This window comes from Streptomyces sp. NPDC037410 (genome assembly GCF_055602235.1).
Genome location: NZ_JBVJWR010000004.1, coordinates 141,778 through 159,992, shown reverse-complemented (window position 1 = coordinate 159,992; position 18,215 = coordinate 141,778). Strand labels below are relative to the sequence as shown.

Genomic DNA, 18,215 nt, shown 5'->3' with positions numbered 1-18,215 from the left:
TCAGTACGCCAGCGAGCGGTCGACGGCGTCGAGCACGCGGTCCAGGCCCGGCAGGTACTCCTCCTCCAGGCGCGCCGGCGGGTACGGCGCGTGGTAGCCGCCGACCCGCAGGACGGGGGCTTCCAGGTGGTAGAAGCAGCGCTCGGTGATCCGGGCGGCGATCTCCGCGCCGGAGCCGAAGAACACCGGCGCCTCGTGGACGACGACCAGGCGGCGGGTCTTCTCGACCGAGGCCTGGATGGTGTCGAAGTCGAGCGGGGAGATCGAGCGCAGGTCCACGACCTCGATCGACTTGCCCTCCTCGGCGGCGGCCGCGGCCGCCTCCAGGCAGGTCTTCACCATCGGGCCGTAGGCGACGAGGGTGAGGTCCTTGCCCTCGCGGGCGACCCGGGCCTTGTGCAACTCGCCGGGGATGGCCTCGGTGTCGACCTCGCCCTTGTCCCAGTAGCGGCGCTTGGGCTCGAAGAAGATGACCGGGTCGTCGCTCTGGATGGCCTGCTGGAGCATCCAGTAGGCGTCGGAGGAGTTCGCCGGGGTGACGACCTTGAGGCCCGCGACGTGCGCGAAAAGCGACTCGGGGGACTCGGAGTGGTGCTCGACGGCGCCGATGCCACCGCCGTACGGGATGCGGATGACGACCGGCATCTTCACGGCGCCGAGCGAGCGGGCCCGCATCTTGGCCAGCTGCGTGACGATCTGGTCGTACGCGGGGAAGACGAAGCCGTCGAACTGGATCTCTACGACGGGCCGGTAGCCGCGCAGCGCGAGGCCGATCGCGGTGCCGACGATGCCGGACTCGGCGAGCGGGGTGTCGACGACGCGGTCCTCGCCGAAGTCCTTCTGCAGGCCGTCGGTGATCCGGAAGACACCGCCGAGCTTGCCGACGTCCAGGCCCATGATGACGACCTTGGGGTCGGTCTCCAGGGCCTTGCGCAGCGACTCGTTGAGCGCCTTGGCCAGGGGAAGCTTCTGAACAGCCATGATTACTCGGCCTCTCCGCCCTCGAAGGACGCCTGGTAGGCGGCGTACTGCGCGCGCTCCTCGTCGACGAGCGCGTGCCCGTCCGCGTACACGTTGTCGAACATCGCCATGTGGTCCGGGACGGGCATGGCGCGGACGACCTCGCGGACGTGCTTGCCGAGGGTCTCGCTCTCCGCCTCCAGCTCCTCGAAGAAGGCCGCGTCGGCGTGGCCCTCGTTCTCCAGGTACGCCTTGAGCCGCAGGATCGGGTCCTTGGCCTCCCAGGCCTCGCGCTCCGCGTCGCGGCGGTAGCGGGTCGGGTCGTCGGAGGTGGTGTGGGCGGCCATGCGGTAGGTGAACGCCTCGATGAGCGTCGGGCCCTCGCCGCGGCGGGCGCGCTCCAGGGCCGACCGGGTCACGGCCAGGCAGGCGAGGACGTCGTTGCCGTCGACGCGGACGCCGGGGAAGCCGAAGCCGAGGGCGCGCTGGTAGAGCGGGACGCGCGTCTGCTTCTCGATGGGCTCGGAAATGGCCCACTGGTTGTTCTGGCAGAAGAACACGACCGGGGCGTTGTAGACCGCGGAGAAGACGAACGACTCGTTGACGTCGCCCTGGCTGGAGGCGCCGTCACCGAAGTACGCGAGCACGGCGGAGTCCGCGCCGTCCTTGGCGATGCCCATGGCGTAGCCGGTGGCGTGCAGGGTCTGCGAGCCGAGGACGATCGTGTACAGGTGGAAGTTGTTGCTGTTGGGGTCCCAGCCGCCGTTGTTCACACCGCGGAACATGCCCAGCAGGTTCGTCGGGTCGACCCCGCGGCACCAGGCGACGCCGTGCTCGCGGTAGGTCGGGAAGACGTAGTCGTCATCGCGCAGGGCCCGGCCCGAACCGATCTGGGCGGCCTCCTGGCCGAGCAGCGAGGCCCACAGGCCCAGCTCGCCCTGGCGCTGCAGGGCGGTCGCCTCGGCGTCGAAGCGCCGGGTGAGGACCATGTCGCGGTACAGACCGCGCAGTTCCTCGGCACTCAGGTCGATGTCGTACTCGGGGTGCTGGACGCGCTCCCCTTCGGGCGTCAGCAGCTGAACGAGCTCGGGCTCCGAGGCCGTGGCGGCCGTTGCCTTCTTGGTGGTGCTCGTGCTCGCGCTTGCGGTGCGCTTGGTGCCGCTGCTGCGTCGCGTCGTCTTGCGCGCGGCAGTGCTCTCCACGGTCACGTGCGTGCTCCTCCGTCGGTCCGGCCCCCGGGTTCGCCGGTGAGGCCAGTGCGGCTCCGCCTTGTCCGTACCTTCGCACGGGGTGGGTGCGACGCGGCCGGAGTCGGGCGTGAAAGGTGCCCCGGCGTGCGCCGTCATAGGCACGTTACCCATTACGCGGCATTCCCGCGAAACCCCACTTGACCTGCGATTTTGCTTGGATTTCCAAGTAAATCGAGAAAAGGGGGGACTCATCCCTGGTCAGAGCATGGACAGCGGCCCGACGACGCCGTCGGAACACCCGGCACGTTATCCCGCGCACCCCGGGCGCCGGAAGACCCAATATGTGAGACTGACCGCGTGCGCGAACAAGGAAAAATCACGGTATTTCTGCTGGACGACCATGAAGTCGTGCGGCGTGGCGTCCACGAGCTGCTCTCCGTCGAGGAGGACATCGAGGTGGTCGGCGAGGCCGGGACGGCGGCGGACGCGCTGGTCAGGATCCCCGCGACGCGCCCCGACGTCGCCGTGCTCGACGTCCGGCTGCCCGACGGAAGCGGGGTCGAGGTCTGCCGGGAGATCCGCTCCCAGGACGAGTCGATCAAATGCCTGATGCTGACCTCGTTCGCGGACGACGAGGCGCTCTTCGACGCGATCATGGCCGGGGCCTCGGGGTACGTCCTCAAGGCCATCCGGGGCAACGAGCTCCTCAACGCGGTGCGGGACGTGGCGGCCGGCAGGTCGCTGCTCGACCCGGTGGCCACCGCCCGGGTCCTGGAGCGGCTGCGCGACGGCAACAACCCGAAGGGCGACGACAGGCTCGCCAACCTGACGGAACAGGAGCGCAAGATCCTGGACCTGATCGGCGAGGGCCTGACCAACCGGGTCATCGGCGAGCGGCTCCACCTCGCGGAGAAGACCATCAAGAACTACGTCTCCAGCCTGCTGTCGAAGCTGGGCATGGAGCGCCGCTCGCAGGCGGCGGCGTACGTGGCCAGGATGCAGGCCGAACGGCGCTGAGGCCCTGGACCGGGTTTTTCGGGACCTACGTCCCCGTCGAACCGGGGCAGGGGCCCCTTTTCCGGCACGGTGCCGGTGGCGGAGAGTGGAGACCATGTCCTCCGACGAGATCCGCGACGAGATCCGCGCCATCGAGTTGCTCAGCCGCGTCTCGTACGGCCGGGTGGCGACGAGCATGCGGGCCATGCCGTTCGTCGCCCCCGCCCGCCACATCGTGGTCGACGGCCGCGTCCTGCTCCGGATGCACCGGGGCCTCGGCTACCACCGCGCCTGCAACGGCAGCGTCGTCGCGTACGGCGCGGACAACTCCGAGTCCGGCGCCGAGCTGATCTGGTCCGTGCAGTTCACGGGCACGGCGGAGATCGTCGAGCCGACGCCGGAGGAGCTGGCGGCGTTCGGCCCCGAGCCCGTACGGGTGGACGGGGAGCCGTTCACCCCGGTGTTCATGCGGATCGAGCCGCAGTTCGTGACGGTCCACGAACTCGACTACAGCGGGAACCCCGACGAGCGACCCCTCCACCACGCAGCGTGATCTAACATCTGCGGAGTGCCGCGCTCATCTGTACCCCACGCTCCGCCGATCCGCCCCCTCCTGCGCCGCTACACGGACGTCGGCGAGCCCCTCTCCTGCGTCCCCGTGACCGAGGGCTTACTCAACCGCGGCTACCGGCTCTCCACCACCCGCGGCGCGTACTTCCTCAAGCAGCACCTGGACGCCCCCACCTCCGACCGCGCCACCATCACGCGCCAGCACCGGGCCACCCAGCGCCTGCACGCCCTCGGCCTGCCCGTCGCGCCACCGCTCCCCGACAGCCGGGGCCGCACGGTCGCGCTCGTCGGCGGCCACTGCTACGCCCTGCACCCCTGGGTCGACGGCCGCCACCGCGACGGCGCCCAGCTGTCCACCGGCTGCTCCCGCCGCCTCGGCACCCTCCTCGGCCGCGTCCACACCTGCCTGGAGCAGGTCATGGAGTCCCCACCGCCCGGCGGCGACCACGAGAGCGCCCGCCCCGAGGACACCTTCCGGGCCATCGACGAGCTGCTCCGCCTCGCCCGCGCGCACCGCCCCCGCGACAGTTTCGACGCGCTCGCCGAGCACCGCCTCAGGGAGCGCCGCAGGCTCCTCGCCCAGCACGCCCACCACCGGCCGCCGCCCGCCTCGGCCGCCGGCTGGGTGCACGGCGACTTCCACCCGCTGAACCTGCTCTACCGGGGCGCGGAGCCGGCCGCGATCGTCGACTGGGACCGGCTCGGGGTCCGCCCCAGGGCCGAGGAGGCGGTCAGGGCCGCCGCGATCTTCTTCGTACGGCCGGAGGGAGAGCTGGCCCTGGAGAAGGTACGGGCGTACGCGCGCGCGTACCGGCGGGCGACGGGCGCCGACCGCGCCGAGCTGGCGGCGGCGGCGCACCGGGTGTGGTGGGAGCGGCTGAACGACTTCTGGACCCTGCGCTGGCGCTACCAGCTGCACGACCGGAGGGCCGACCCGCAGTTCCCCGCAGTGTCGGCCCTGGCGGTGTGGTGGACGCGTGAGTACGCGGCGGTCCGCGACGCCTTCGCCGGCTGAGGCTCCCCGAAGGAGCCGGGTCAGCCGGTCGTGGCGCCCCCGCCGCCCGGCGGCGGGGTGTCCGGGTTGCCGTTGCCACCGGAGGAGTCGTCGGTCGGCTGGCCGGTCGGCTCCGTCGGGGGCTCGGTCGTCGGCTCGCCCGTCGGCTCCGTCGGCGTGTCCGTGGGCTTGGTCGGCGGCGCGGTCGTCGGCTTCGTCGGCGGCTCGGTCGTCGGCTCGCCCGTGGGCTCGGTCGGCGCCTCCGTCGTCGGCGGGTACGACGGCTGCTGCGTCTCGCCGCCGGTCGTCGTACCCGTGTCCTCGGTGGGCTCCTGGGTGGGCTCCTCGGTGGCGGTGGGCTCTTCGGAGGCCGTCGACGGCGAGTTGCTGACGCTCGTCGTCGGCCCCACCTTGCCGCCGTTGTCGTTCGCCGCGTTGACCGCGTACACGACACCCGCGACGACCGCGATCAGCGCGAGCGCGGCGAACAGCCAGACCTTGCCCCGGCCACCGTTGCCGCCGTTCCGGGAGCCGTACCCGTCCTGGCCGTAGCCGCCGGTGCCGCCCGTACCGCCGTCGTAGCCGTTGTACCCGCCGTCGTGCGGGTTCATCGGGGGAAGGATCGGGCTCTGCGCGGTCTCGCCGTGCATCGGGTGGCCCATCGCGGTCGTCGCGGCCATGCCGCCGACCGGGGTGTGCCCGCCCTCGTACATCTCGACCGGCCCGGTGTTCCACGCGCCGGTGTAAGCACCCTGCTCATGGAGCATCTGGAGGGCGTACTGGATGAGCCCCCGCATCTCCTCGGCGCTCTGGAACCGGTCGTCCGGGTCCTTCGCGAGCGAACGCATCACCAGGCCGTCGAGCTCCGGCGGCACGGACCCCGTCACATCGGACGGCGGGATCGGCGCGTCCTGGACGTGCTGGTACACGACGGACAGCGGGGTCTCGCCGGTGAACGGGGGACGCAGCGCGAGGAGTTCGTAGAGCAGGCAGCCCGTCGCGTACAGGTCGGAGCGGTGGTCGACGGTCTTGCCGAGGGCCTGCTCGGGGGAGAGGTACTGCGGGGTGCCCATGACCATGCCGGTCTGGGTCATCGTCGACTGCGCGCCGTGCAGGGCGCGCGCGATGCCGAAGTCCATGACCTTCACCGCACCGGTGTTCGTGATGATCACGTTCGCCGGCTTGATGTCGCGGTGCACGATGCCGTGCTGGTGCGAATAGGCCAGCGCCTCCAGGACCCCGGAGACGATGATGAGCGCCTGCTCGGGACCGGGCGCCTCGGCGCTGAGCAGCAGGTCGCGGATGGTGCGGCCCTCGACCAGCTCCATCACGATGTACGGCACGGGGCGGCCGGCCACCAGGTCCTCGCCGGAGTCGTACACGGCGACGATGGCGTGGTGGTTGAGCCCGGCGACGGACTGCGCCTCGCGCGTGAACCGGGCCTTGGAGACCGGGTCCTCGGCGAGATCGGCGCGCAGCAGCTTGACGGCCACCGTGCGGCCGAGCCGCACGTCCTCGGCGGCGAAGACCTCCGCCATGCCGCCCCGGCCCAGACGGTGCGTCAGGCGGTAGCGGCCGTCGCCGACGACACCGCCCTCGCCCCACGATTCCGCCGACGCGTCCGGCACACCGTTACCTGCTCCGGATTCGGGTGCCATCAGTCCTCGCCGTCGTCTGTCGTGCCGTGTCCAGTCGTCACGCTACAGGCTCCGTACGACACCACGGTCCGAGATGGACGGGCCATCCAACCCCCTCGACGTACACCTGTGCAAATTCGACGGTTTCCCCCGACCGTGCGGAAACGCTTCCTGTGCGGAGGGTCACGGAACGGGTACCGAACCGGGGCGTGGCTTGACGTGTCACTGCCCTGCGGCAGACTTGCGCCAGGAAATTCCGGATCAACGCCGCCACGCGCGCGTAGGGGGAAGCACAGATGAGCCAGGACGGCGCACAGGGCCGCTATGCGGGCGGTTCGGTCGCGGGCGGCCGGTACCAGCTGCGCGACCTTCTCGGCGAGGGCGGCATGGCGTCGGTGTACCTGGCGTACGACAGCGCCCTCGACCGGCAGGTCGCCATCAAGACGCTGCACACGGAGCTCGGCCGCGAGCAGTCCTTCCGCGAGCGGTTCCGGCGCGAGGCGCAGGCCGTCGCGAAGCTGTCGCACACCAACATCGTCTCGGTCTTCGACACCGGCGAGGACACCCTCGACGGCGCCGTCATGCCGTACATCGTCATGGAGTACGTGGAGGGGCAGCCGCTCGGCTCGGTCCTCGCCGCGGACGTCCAGCAGTACGGAGCGATGCCCGCGGACAAGGCGCTGAAGGTCACGGCCGACGTGCTGGCCGCCCTGGAGGTCAGCCACGAGATGGGCCTGGTCCACCGTGACATCAAGCCGGGCAACGTGATGACGACCAAGCGCGGCGTCGTCAAGGTCATGGACTTCGGCATCGCGCGGGCCATGCAGTCCGGCGTCACCTCGATGACGCAGACCGGCATGGTCGTCGGCACCCCCCAGTACCTCTCCCCCGAGCAGGCCCTCGGCCGCGCGGTGGACGCCCGCTCCGACCTTTATTCGGTCGGGATCATGCTCTTCCAGCTGCTGACGGGCCGCCTCCCCTTCGACGCCGACTCGCCGCTCGCCATCGCCTACGCGCACGTGCAGGAGGAGCCGGTCGCCCCGTCCTCCGTCAACCGCTCGGTGACCCCGGCGATGGACGCGCTCGTGGCCCGCGCGCTGCGGAAGAACCCGAACGAGCGGTTCCCGAACGCGGCGGCGATGCGCGACGAGTGCCTGCGGGTCCTCTCGGCCGGCCAGACCGGTGCGCCCGTGATCGTCCAGGGCGGTCCTGTCAGCAGCGGCGCGGGCGTCGGCTCGGCCGTCTTCCCGCCCGTCGGCCAGACCCCGCCGCCGGCCCAGCACGGCGTACAGCAGCCCTACCTGCCGCCGACGCCGCAGCCCGGCCCGTACGGCCCCGCGACCCCGGCGCCCGCGCCCGCTCCGGCGTACGGCTACCCGCAGCAGGCGCCGACGCCCGCGCCGATGTACCAGACCCCGGCCCCCTCGCCGTACGCCCCGACGCCCGCCCCGGCGCCCATGTCCATGCCGGCGCCCGCGCCTGTCGCGGCCGGCGGCTCCGGCTCCCGCCGGAACACCCCGGTCATCGTCGGCGCGATCGCCGTCGCGCTGCTCGCGATCGGCGGCCTGGTGGCCGTGCTCAACATGAAGGACGACCCCCAGGACCCGCAGGCGGGCGGCACGGGCGGCACGGAGCAGAGCCAGACGGCGGCGCCCGGCCACAAGGGCCCCGACCTGACCAAGACCATCGACATGAAGAAGTGCACGCAGCCTTCGGAGTCGCAGGACGACCCGTCCAAGTTCGAGGTCCCGAACTTCACCTACAAGAACATCCAGTCGGTGAAGGACTGCGTCCGCGCGGCCGGGTGGAAGATCATGACCCAGACCCCGGTGGACGAGTCCACGTACGGCGAGGGCACGGTCCTGGAGCAGTACCCGCCGGCCGGCGAGGACATCACGAACGAGGACGCCGAGTTCACCCTCAAGATCTCGACGGGCAATCCGCCGCAGTAGTCACGGCTCCCTCCCCGTTCCTTCGCCGTACACCCCCTGCACCCGTCCCGGATGCCGGAAATGTTCCGGCGTGTTTACGCTGAGTCGACCATCTCGGCGGCTCGGTACGGGAGGGGGGTCACCCGGTGACTCCAGTACTCCGCAGGGCACGCGCGCGGGCTCTCCGCCCCGCGCTCACCTGCGTGTTCACCTGCGCCTGCGCCCTGTACGCCACGCCCTTCACGTACGCGGCGGAGGCCCCCGGATCCTCGTTCCGGCAACGCGGGACGGCGGAGGCCCCCGACGCCTCGTCGTTGCGGCGAGGGGCGGCGGAGGCCCCGGGCACCTCGTCCTTCCGACGCGGGACGGCGGAGGCCCCGGGCACCTCGTCCTTCCGACGCGGGACGGCGGAGGCCCCCGACGCCTCGTCGTTGCGGCGCGGGACGGCGGAGGCCCCCGACGCCTCGTCGTTGCGGCGCGGGACGGCGGAGGCCCCCGACGCCTCGTCGTTGCGGCGCGGGACGGCACTGGCGCTGGGCGTCCCCACGCCGGCGGCCACCCCGCCCTCCGCCTCGCCCCCGTCGACCGAACCGCCGGACTCCCCCTCCCCTTCGGGCTCCTCGCCGGCCTCGCCGTCGGCGCCGCCGAGCGGCACCGCGCCCGCCTCCCCGGCGCCCGCGCCCACCGGCACCGGGGCGCCGTCCTCCACGGCCGCGCCGAGCGCCGGGCCCTCCGACGCCCCCACCCCCGGCGCCTCCGCCTCCCTCGCGGGGCGGCCCGCCGGGGAGGGCCGGCCCCACCCCGGACGCCCCGAGTCCGCCACCCCGTCGACCACCGCGTCGGCCACCCCGTCGACCACCGCGTCGGCCACCAAGACGCCGTCGCCCGGCCCCTCTCGTACCGAAACCGCTACAACTCCGCGCGAGCACCAGGCCGCCGAGGAGACCGGCGAATCGGTACGCGAGGGGGACCCGCTGCCGCCCGAGGCCGCGCCCGCCAGCGTGCCCGCCGCGGCGCCCGACCTCTCGGCCGAGGCCTCGTCCACCCTCGGTGACCAGCGGATTCCCGTCCTCACCCTGGGCGTGGGGTTGGCCCTGATGGGGCTCGGCATCGGCTTCCTCGGGCTCCGGATGCGCCGCCGCTGACCCACCGGGTCCCCCTTGAGTCGGACCTCGCCGGTCCCCCTCAGGACGGTTGTCCGGCGCGGCATACCCGGTATACATACTGAGTATGTCGATCCGCCACGGGCTCCTCGCCCTCCTCGAACGCGGCCCTCGCTACGGCTCCCAGCTCCGTACGGAGTTCGAGTCCCGCACCGGCTCCACCTGGCCGCTCAACGTCGGCCAGGTCTACACGACCCTCAACCGTCTTGAGCGCGACGGCATGGTCGCCCAGGGCGGCGAGGACGCGGCCGGGCACACGCTCTACACGATCACCGAGAGCGGTCGCGCCGAGCTCAGGACCTGGTTCGAGAAGCCGGTGGACCGCACCAGCCCCGCGCGCGACGAGCTGGCCATCAAGCTCGCCATGGCCGTGGGCGCGCCCGGCGTCGACATCCGGAACGTCATCCAGTCCCAGCGCCGGCACACCGTGAAGGCGATGCAGGACTACACCCGGCTCAAGGCCCAGGCCCTGCTGGCCGTCGAGGGCGGCGGGGCCCGGGAGCGGGACGACGTGGCCTGGCTGCTCGTCCTGGAGCAGCTGATCTTCCAGACCGAGGCGGAGGCCCGCTGGCTGGACCACTGCGAATCCCGGCTGATCCGGCTGTCGGCTACGGCTACGGCTACGGCTACGGCGGCTACGACTACTGCGGCTTCGGAGACCCCGGCTTCGGAGACCCCGGCTTCGGGGACCTCCGCGAGCTGGGCCGTGACTCCGACCGCCCCGGCAGTCCCAGCAGTCCCGGCCGCCCCGGGCGCCCCGGCGTCGTAACGCACTTCGACCTCCGGTACGCCCGGGGCGCGTCGACCGCACCCTCGCGCCCCGCCCGTACCGCTGACGCACCACCCTTCCACCGCACGCTCCCGTACGCGGCCCGACCGTCGCGTACGACCAACGGGGGGACCCCTCCATGTCGACACAGCAACCCGTGCTGCAACTGCAGAACCTGACCCGCGTCCACGGCGCGGGCGCCACCGAGGTGCACGCCCTGCGCGGCATCGACCTCGCGGTGTACCCCGGCGAACTCGTCGCCGTCATGGGCCCGTCGGGCTCCGGCAAGTCCACGCTGCTCACCATCGCCGGCGGCCTGGACACCCCCAGCTCGGGCCGGGTCATCGTCGAGGACACCGACATCACCGCGGCGACCGTCAAGGAGCTCGCGGCCCTGCGCCGCCGCAGCATCGGGTACGTCTTCCAGGACTACAACCTCATCCCGGCTCTGACCGCCGCCGAGAACGTCGCCCTGCCCCGCGAGCTGGACGGGACCTCCGCCCGCAAGGCGCGCGTCGAGGCCGTCGCCGCCCTGGAGGAGATGGGCCTCGGCCACCTCGCCGACCGCTTCCCCGACGAGATGTCCGGCGGCCAGCAGCAGCGCGTGGCCATCGCCCGCGCCCTCGTCGGCGACCGCCGTCTCGTCCTCGCCGACGAGCCGACCGGCGCCCTCGACTCCGAGACCGGCGAGTCCGTCCTCGCCCTGCTCCGCTCCCGCTGCGATGCGGGCGCCGCCGGTGTCCTCGTCACCCACGAGCCGCGGTTCGCCGCCTGGGCCGACCGGGTCGTGTTCCTGCGGGACGGCGCGATCGTCGACCAGACCGTGCGCAGCGAGGCCGACTCCCTCCTCTCGGGCCAGGTGGCTGAGGCGTGAAGACCTGGTTCCACTCCTGGCGGGCCGCGATCCGCATCGCCCGCCGCGACGCCTGGCGTTCCAAGGGCCGCAGCGCTCTCGTCCTCGCGATGATCGCGCTGCCCATCCTGGGCGTCAGCGCCCTCGATCTGACCTACCGCAGCTCCCAGCTCTCCCCCGCCGAGAAGCTGGAGCGGACGATCGGCGCGGCCGACGCGCGCTTCAGCGACGCCCAGGTCAGCGGTGTCCCGATCTTCCAGGACCCGGCCGGCGAGATGCACACGACGGTCAAGGACTACAAGGACGAGCCGTGGCCGAGCGGCCCGACGGACGTCACGAAGACCATCCCGGCGGGCTCCACCGTCCTGACGGACGGCTCCGGTTCGGCCAAGCTGACGACGGCTCACGGTCTGCTCGGGGCCGACGTCCGTGAGCTCAAGGCGTCCGATCCGGTCGCCCGCGGCATCATGACGCTCCTGGAAGGGCGTTTCCCGGAGAAGAACGACGAGGTCATGGCGACCTCGCACTTCCTGGAGACCAGTGGTCTGTCGATCGGCGCGACCCTTTCCGCCCGCAATTTCGATCGCCCGTACCGGATCGTCGGCTCCTACGAACTTCCCGACTCCCTGACCACGGACCAGGTCAACGCGCTGCCCGGCGCCTTCCTCGCCCCGTACGCTAAGGCGGTCGAGAAGGCCGGTCTGCCCGCGCCCGACCTCTCCGTCTCGTACCTGGTGCGCTCGTCCGGTGGTTTCACGTGGAACACCGTGAAGGAGATCAACACCAAGGGCGTCGCCGTCGTCTCGCGCGCCGTGGTGCTCGATCCGCCCGCCAGGTCCGAGGTGCCGCTCAACCAGAAGGAAGGCTTCGGCGGTTACGAGGCCAGTTCGGGCGCCTCCGCCGCAGACCTGGCCTCCCTCGCCACCGTCGTCGGCCTGGCGATGCTGGAGATCTGCCTGCTCGCCGGTCCCGCCTTCGCGGTCGGCGCCCGTCGCTCGCGCCGCCAGCTCGGTCTCGTCGGGGCCAACGGCGGTGCCCGCAGCCACATCCGCGCGATCGTGCTCAGCGGCGGCCTGGTCATCGGCGTCGCGGCCGCCGTCACCGGCATCGTCCTCGCGCTGATCCTGACGCTCGTGCTCGAGCCGGTCCTCGAGGACGCCATGAGCCAGCGCTTCGGGGCCTTCGACATCCGGCCGCTCGAACTGCTCGGCATCGCCCTGCTCGCCGTCCTGACCGGTCTGCTCGCCGCGGTCGTCCCGGCCTTCACCGCCTCCCGGCAGACCGTCCTCGCCTCGCTCACCGGCCGGCGCGGGATCCGTCGCAGCAGCCGCGTGCTGCCCGTGGTCGGCCTGGCGGCCCTCCTCATCGGCGGCGCGGTCGCCCTCTTCGGCTCGATGGTCTCCCAGCAGGTCGTCCTCGTGGCGGCCGGCTCCGCCCTCGCCGAGCTCGGCGTCGTCGCCATGACGCCGGCCCTGGTGGGCCTGTTCGGGCGGACCGGCCGCTGGCTGCCGCTCTCCCCGCGCCTCGCGCTGCGGGACGCCGTCCGCAACCGGGGCCGAACGGCACCCGCCGTCGCCGCCGTCCTCGCCGCCGTCGCGGGCACGGTCGCCGTCTCCACGTACATGGCCAGCCGCGAGGCCGAGAACAGGGCGGGCTACGAGGCCACCCTGCCGTACGGCGTCGCCTCCGCCTTCGTCCAGGAGGAGGGCGGCCGGGACGTCCCCGCCGTCCGCGATGCCGTCCAGCGCAACTTCCCCGTCGACGTCCGCGCCGACGTCGCGCGCGTCTCGGTCGGCAAGCCCGGCTGCGCGGCCTGGGACAGCGGCGGCGGCTGCGGCCGCTACGAGGTCGTCGTCCCGCGGGCGAACGAGTGCCCGCTGTACGCGTCCGTCCCGGGCGGCGGCGACCCCGCCGAGAAGTACACGCCCGAGCAGCGGCGGAAGCTGGTCACCGAGGACTGGCGGTGCAAGGAGTCCGCGAGCAGCGGGATGTACGTCTCCGACGGCGGCCTGCTCGTCGGTGACGCCAGTCTGCTCAAGGTCCTCGGCGTCGACGACCCGGCGACCGAGAAGGCCCTCGCCGACGGCAGGATCGTCGCCTTCAACCGCACCCTGGTCGACCGGAAGGGCACCATCGGGATCAAGCAGATCACCGACATCCCCGCCGCCGACAAGGCCTCCCAGGAGGGCCGCCCCAGCCCCGGCAAGGTCAGCACCCTGCCCGCCTACCTGGTGCCCGGCGACAAGAAGTCCTACGGCCTCCAGGCCCTCATGACCCCGGCCACCGCCAAGGCCGCCGGCCTCTCCACGGCCCCGCTCGGCGTGTACGTCAGCACCGAGCGGCTCCCGGACTCCGAGCAGCGCCAGAAGCTCGACAGCGACCTCGCCAAGCTCGGCGGCAACGTCGAATTCCACCTGGAGGAAGGGTTCGTCAACGAGTACGGCATCGTCCTGCTCGCGCTGGCCGTCTTCGCGGGCCTGGTCACCATCGGCGCCGCCGGCATCGCCACCGGACTCGCCCAGGCCGACGCCGAGGCCGACCTGAAGACGCTCGCCGCCGTCGGCGCCCCGCCCCGGGTCCGCCGTACGCTCAGCGGATTCCAGTGCGGAGTCGTCGCCGCGATGGGCGTGCTCCTGGGCTCGGCCGCCGGGCTGCTGCCCGCCGTCGGACTCCGGCTCACCGAGGAGCGCGATCAGCTCCGCTACTACGAGCAGAACCTCGCCGAGGGCTGGAGCGGCGACCTGACCCCGCCCGACGTGCCGATCGTCATCCCCTGGGAGACGCTGGCCGGACTGCTCGTCGCCGTCCCGCTCGGCGCCGCGATCCTCGCCGCCCTGGTGACCCGCTCGCGCGGCGCACTGGCCCGGCGTGCGGCGACCTGACGGTCTTCGTTCCCGTCCTGTGCCCCTGCACGAGGGTGGATCACCCGCGTACAGGGGCACACCCTGTGAGGAAGCGTGCGTACGAGAGAATGGCGGCATGGAGATGCCGAGGAATGACAGGTCGCAGGAGAGCCCCCAGGTCCTCATCGTGGGACAGGACGGGACGGCGCTCGGCGGCACTCAGGGCGACGACGAACCCCGCGAGGTCCCGGTGACGGAAATGGTCGAGCAGCCGGCGAAGGTCATGCGGATCGGCAGCATGATCAAGCAGCTCCTGGAGGAAGTACGGGCGGCCCCTCTGGACGAGGCGAGCCGGGTCAGGCTCAAGGACATCCACGCCAGCTCCGTGAAGGAGCTGGAGGACGGGCTCGCGCCCGAACTGGTCGAGGAACTGGAGCGGCTCTCCCTGCCGTTCACGGACGAGGCGATCCCCTCCGAGGCGGAGCTGCGCATCGCGCAGGCGCAGCTGGTGGGCTGGCTCGAGGGCCTGTTCCACGGCATCCAGACGGCGCTGTTCGCCCAGCAGATGGCGGCCCGCGCCCAGCTGGAGCAGATGCGCCGCGCCCTGCCTCCGGGCGCGTCGCACGACGATGACGACGACCAGGGCCACGGCCACGCGGTCCGCTCGGGCCCGTACCTGTAGGCAGCGCCCGCCCTCCGGAGAAGGGCCCCGCACACCTGGTGTGCGGGGCCCTTCTCCGCGCCACGGGCGCCGGTGTCAGGCACCGGCGGTGCCGGGCGCGGCGGGGTCACGCGCCGGTGCCGACGGTGCCGGTCGCCGATGCCGCCGACCGCCGACGGCTCCGGGCTCCGGTACCCCGGTCGCTCGTCGGCCGTCAGGCGCTCGGGGTGAGCAGCAGTACCTTGCCGACGTGGCGGCCGTCCTCAAGGGCCCGGTGGCCCTCGGCGGCCTCCGGCATCGGGACGGTGCGGTCGACGACCGGCCGGACCGTTCCCGCGCCGATCAGCGGCCAGACGTGCTCCCGTACGGCCGCGACGATCGCCGCCTTCTCCTCCGCCGGACGAGCCCGCAGCGTGGTCGCCATGACGGCGGCGCGCTTCGCGAGCAGCGCCCCGAGGTTCAGCTCGCCCTTCACCCCGCCCTGGAGGCCGATGACGACCAGTCGGCCGTTCACGGCCAGCGCCTTCACGTTCCGCTCCAGGTACTTCGCGCCCACGATGTCCAGGATGACGTCCGCGCCCGCCCCGTCCGTCGCCTTCGCCAGCTCCTCGACGAAGTCCTGCTCGCGGTAGTCGATGAGGATGTCCGCACCGAGCTCGGCGCAGCGCGCCAGCTTCTCGGGGCCTCCCGCGGTGACCGCGACCCGCGCGCCGACCGCCTTCGCCAGCTGGATCGCCATCGTGCCGATACCGCTCGCGCCGCCGTGCACGAGCAGCGTCTCGCCGGGCCGCAGGTGGGCGATCATGAAGATGTTGGACCAGACGGTGCACGCGACCTCGGGGAGCGCCGCGGCCGTGGCCAGGTCGACGCCCTCGGGCACCGGCAGGAGCTGGCCGGCCGGGACCGCGACCTTCTCCGCGTAACCGCCGCCGGAGAGCAGCGCGCACACCTCGTCGCCGACGGCCCAGCCCGAGACCCCCGGGCCGAGCGCGACGATCCGGCCCGCGCACTCCAGACCGGGGTACGGGGAGCTGCCCGGCGGCGGGTCGTAGAAGCCCTGGCGCTGGAGCAGATCGGCGCGGTTGACCGCGCTGGCCACCACCTCGACGAGGACCTCGCCCTCGCCGGGTACGGGATCGGGCACCTCGGCCCAGACGAGCGCCTCGGGACCGCCGGGTTCCGGAATCGTGATCGCATACATGGCGGCGAGGCTACTCGTCCGGCGGGTCGGTCCTCGGGCGCAGTGCGCCTGCCCAGGCCGCCGGCTCAGTCGGCCGGCTCAGTCCTCCGGCGGCGTGGACAGCGGGGTCACCGGCGTGGCGCGCACGATGGTGATCACCCGGTCCATGAGCTGGAGCGGGCTGGCCGCGGGGTCGTCGTAACCGAGCAGCCGGTGGCCGCGGAGCACGCTGACCACCAGGTCACCGGTCTCCCGCACGCTCTTGCCGACCTCTCTCTTGGTCACCGGCCGCTCCACGAGGTCGAGGCCCGAGCCCTGCTGGATGAGGTCCTCCATCACGGTGCCGGCGCTGGGGCTGAGCACGGAGAGGCCGAGCAGACGGCCCGCGGCGCTGGCGCTGGTGATGACCGCGTCCGCGCCGGACTGGCGGAGCAGCGGCGCGTTCTCCTCCTCGCGGACCGCGGCGACGATCTTCGCGCCCTTGTTGAGCTGGCGTGCCGTGAGGGTGACCAGGACCGCCGTGTCGTCGCGCTGGGTGGCGATGACGATCTGCCGGGCCCGCTGTACCTCGGCGCGGAGCAGCACGTCGCTGCGGGTCGCGTCGCCGATGACACCGACGAACCCGTCCGCGTTCGCCGTCTCGATCACCTTGGTGGAGGGGTCGACGATGACGATCTGCTCCTTGCGGAGCCCGGTCGCGCAGAGCGTCTGGATCGCGGACCGCCCCTTCGTCCCGAACCCGACGATGACGGTGTGGTCGCGCAAGGTGGACCTCCAGCGGTTCAGCCGGAACTCCTCCCGGGTCCGCTCGGTGAGGACCTCGAGAGTGGTGCCGACCAGGATGATCAGGAACAGCACGCGCAGCGGCGTGACCAGCAGGATGTTGGCGAGCCGCGCCGAGTCGCTGTACGGGACGATGTCGCCGTATCCGGTGGTGGAGAGCGTCACCGTCGCGTAGTAGGCGCAGTCCAGGAAGTCGAGCTTCTCGTCGGCGTTGTCGTGGTAGCCGCCACGGTCGGCGTAGACGATGAGCACCGTCACGGCCAGCACGCCCAGCGCCATGAGCAGCCGCTTGCCGACCTGCCGCAGCGGCCGCTCGACGACCCTGCGGGGGAGCTGGACCCGGGGACCCGAGACCCGCTCCTCCGCGTTGCGTGCCATCACGTCACGGCTGGGAAGTTTCACGTGAAACACGCTCCTTGGGCCGGTACGGCGCCCGACGTCGGCGGCCAGGGGAGGTCGAGGACGTCCAGCTCCTGGCCGGACCGGGCGCCGCCGGGCGGGACGACGGCCATGCCGTCCGCGACGGCGATGCCCCGGAGCATGGCCGGCCCGTTGTAGTGCAGCGGAACGAGGTGGTCGCCCCGGCGGACGACGGGGACGAGCCGGGTGTCGTGGGGGTGCCCGTGCACCTCGTCGAGGACGGGCGCACGGCCCCGGCCTCCGGTGGGTGCGGTGCCGGCCAGGGCGGCGAGGAGCGGCTCGGCGAGCGTGAGGAGGCCGGAGACGGCGGCGAGCGGGTTGCCGGGGAGGCCGACGAGGTGGCGGCCGCCGCCCAGGGCCGCGAGGAGCATCGGGTGACCGGGGCGGACCTTCACCCCGTCGACCAGGAGCGTCGCGCTGGCCTTGTCGAGCACCCGGTGGAGGTGGTCGACGGGCCCGGCGGCGGTGCCTCCGGTCGTGACGACCAGGTCGGCGGCGGAGCCCGTGACGGCCGCGTACAGCTCCTCGGCGTCGTCGCCGATCCGCCGGGTGCCGAGCACCTCGGCGCCGAGTGCCGCCAGCCAGGGGCCGAGCATCGGGCCGAGGGCGTCACGGATGAGCCCCTCGTGGGGGAGACCGGCCGTGAGCAGCTCGTCGCCGAGGACGAGGACCTCCACCCGGGGGCGGGGCGGCACGGGAAGCTCGTCGTATCCGGCAGCGGCGGCGAGGCCCAGGACGACCGGGGTCACGGCGGTGCCCGCGGGGAGCAGTTCGTCGCCGGACCGGCACTCCTGGCCCCGGGGCCGGATGTCCTGTCGGGGGACGACGTCCCGCAGGCCGTGCAGCAGCAGCCCCTCGGTGCGGGAGTGCTCGGTACGGATGACGGCGGTGGTCCCGGGCGGTACGGGGGCGCCGGTGGCGATCCGTATGGCCTCGCCGTCGGCCAGCGCGGCGGCGGGCGCGTGACCGGCGAGGACGGAGGTGTCCGCGCGGACGGTCCAGGGGCCCTGGCCCGCGACCGCCCAGCCGTCCATGGCGGAGGTGTCGAACGAGGGCAGGTCGGTGAGGGCGCGGAGCGGCTCGGCGAGGACCTGGCCGAGTGCCTGCCCGAGCGGGAGGCGCCGCGGCTCGCGGCCGGCCCGCGCGGCGGTCCCCGCGCGGGCGGCGGCGGCCCGGGCCTCGGGCCAGGCGGTGGCCCGGTGCGGCGGCTCGGCCCGGGGGCCGGTGGCGGCGGGGGCCACGGGGACGGGCTCCTTCGGCTTCAT

The 18,215-nt window shown here is 72.8% G+C and carries 15 protein-coding genes; 9 read left to right on the top strand and 6 right to left on the bottom strand.

What is annotated here, in order from left to right; all coding sequences use genetic code 11:
- A complete protein-coding gene (locus ACZ7HT_RS08295; RefSeq protein WP_471161481.1) occupies positions 1 to 981 on the bottom strand; it encodes an alpha-ketoacid dehydrogenase subunit beta in 981 nt (326 codons plus the stop codon).
- Between the two features lie 2 nt (positions 982 to 983).
- Positions 984 to 2,168: a pyruvate dehydrogenase (acetyl-transferring) E1 component subunit alpha gene (gene pdhA, locus ACZ7HT_RS08290; protein WP_471161478.1), complete on the bottom strand. Its 1,185-nt coding sequence runs from the start codon at positions 2,166 to 2,168 to the stop codon at positions 984 to 986.
- Positions 2,169 to 2,507: 339 nt separating this feature from the next.
- Between pdhA and ACZ7HT_RS08285 the strand changes: the two genes are divergently transcribed.
- The 3 genes from ACZ7HT_RS08285 (at position 2,508) to ACZ7HT_RS08275 (ending at position 4,731) form a co-directional block, all read left to right on the top strand.
- The gene (locus ACZ7HT_RS08285; protein ID WP_471161476.1) at positions 2,508 to 3,167 is read left to right on the top strand and encodes a response regulator; all 660 of its coding nucleotides are present in this window, start codon (positions 2,508 to 2,510) and stop codon (positions 3,165 to 3,167) included.
- Between the two features lie 94 nt (positions 3,168 to 3,261).
- Positions 3,262 to 3,699 carry a pyridoxamine 5'-phosphate oxidase family protein gene (locus tag ACZ7HT_RS08280; protein ID WP_471161473.1) on the top strand — a complete coding sequence of 146 codons (438 nt, stop codon included), beginning with the start codon at positions 3,262 to 3,264 and terminating at the stop codon, positions 3,697 to 3,699.
- 15 nt (positions 3,700 to 3,714) lie between these two features.
- On the top strand, positions 3,715 to 4,731 hold the full coding sequence (locus tag ACZ7HT_RS08275; protein WP_471161470.1) for a phosphotransferase: 1,017 nt from the start codon (positions 3,715 to 3,717) through the stop codon (positions 4,729 to 4,731).
- Positions 4,732 to 4,751: 20 nt separating this feature from the next.
- Here the strand turns inward: ACZ7HT_RS08275 and ACZ7HT_RS08270 are convergent, their stop codons facing one another.
- Complete coding sequence (locus ACZ7HT_RS08270; RefSeq protein ID WP_471161467.1) at positions 4,752 to 6,368, bottom strand: protein kinase domain-containing protein; 1,617 nt, start codon at positions 6,366 to 6,368, stop codon at positions 4,752 to 4,754.
- Between the two features lie 275 nt (positions 6,369 to 6,643).
- Between ACZ7HT_RS08270 and ACZ7HT_RS08265 the strand changes: the two genes are divergently transcribed.
- From ACZ7HT_RS08265 to ACZ7HT_RS08240, 6 genes are all read left to right on the top strand, one after another.
- Positions 6,644 to 8,299: a protein kinase domain-containing protein gene (locus ACZ7HT_RS08265; RefSeq protein WP_471161464.1), complete on the top strand. Its 1,656-nt coding sequence runs from the start codon at positions 6,644 to 6,646 to the stop codon at positions 8,297 to 8,299.
- Between the two features lie 125 nt (positions 8,300 to 8,424).
- Positions 8,425 to 9,423 carry a hypothetical protein gene (locus ACZ7HT_RS08260; RefSeq protein WP_471161463.1) on the top strand — a complete coding sequence of 333 codons (999 nt, stop codon included), beginning with the start codon at positions 8,425 to 8,427 and terminating at the stop codon, positions 9,421 to 9,423.
- Between the two features lie 85 nt (positions 9,424 to 9,508).
- Positions 9,509 to 10,210, top strand: a complete 702-nt coding sequence (locus tag ACZ7HT_RS08255) for a PadR family transcriptional regulator (protein WP_471161461.1) — start codon at positions 9,509 to 9,511, stop codon at positions 10,208 to 10,210.
- Positions 10,211 to 10,349: 139 nt separating this feature from the next.
- On the top strand, positions 10,350 to 11,084 hold the full coding sequence (locus ACZ7HT_RS08250; RefSeq protein WP_471161459.1) for an ABC transporter ATP-binding protein: 735 nt from the start codon (positions 10,350 to 10,352) through the stop codon (positions 11,082 to 11,084).
- Positions 11,081 to 13,945 (top strand): FtsX-like permease family protein, encoded by a 2,865-nt coding sequence (locus ACZ7HT_RS08245; protein ID WP_471161456.1) that lies wholly within the window; start codon positions 11,081 to 11,083, stop codon positions 13,943 to 13,945. Before ACZ7HT_RS08250 ends, ACZ7HT_RS08245 begins: the two co-directional genes overlap by 4 nt.
- Positions 13,946 to 14,042: 97 nt before the next feature.
- Positions 14,043 to 14,588 (top strand): bacterial proteasome activator family protein, encoded by a 546-nt coding sequence (locus tag ACZ7HT_RS08240; protein WP_471161454.1) that lies wholly within the window; start codon positions 14,043 to 14,045, stop codon positions 14,586 to 14,588.
- Between the two features lie 193 nt (positions 14,589 to 14,781).
- On the opposite strand, the gene ACZ7HT_RS08235 is transcribed toward ACZ7HT_RS08240, so the two are convergent.
- The 3 genes from ACZ7HT_RS08235 to ACZ7HT_RS08225 form a co-directional block, all read right to left on the bottom strand.
- A complete protein-coding gene (locus ACZ7HT_RS08235; protein WP_471161451.1) occupies positions 14,782 to 15,768 on the bottom strand; it encodes an NAD(P)H-quinone oxidoreductase in 987 nt (328 codons plus the stop codon).
- 78 nt (positions 15,769 to 15,846) lie between these two features.
- Positions 15,847 to 16,932, bottom strand: coding sequence for a potassium channel family protein (locus tag ACZ7HT_RS08230; RefSeq protein ID WP_471161449.1), 1,086 nt, complete (start codon positions 16,930 to 16,932; stop codon positions 15,847 to 15,849).
- Positions 16,929 to 18,215: a molybdopterin molybdotransferase MoeA gene (locus ACZ7HT_RS08225; RefSeq protein ID WP_471161446.1), complete on the bottom strand. Its 1,287-nt coding sequence runs from the start codon at positions 18,213 to 18,215 to the stop codon at positions 16,929 to 16,931. Before ACZ7HT_RS08225 ends, ACZ7HT_RS08230 begins: the two co-directional genes overlap by 4 nt.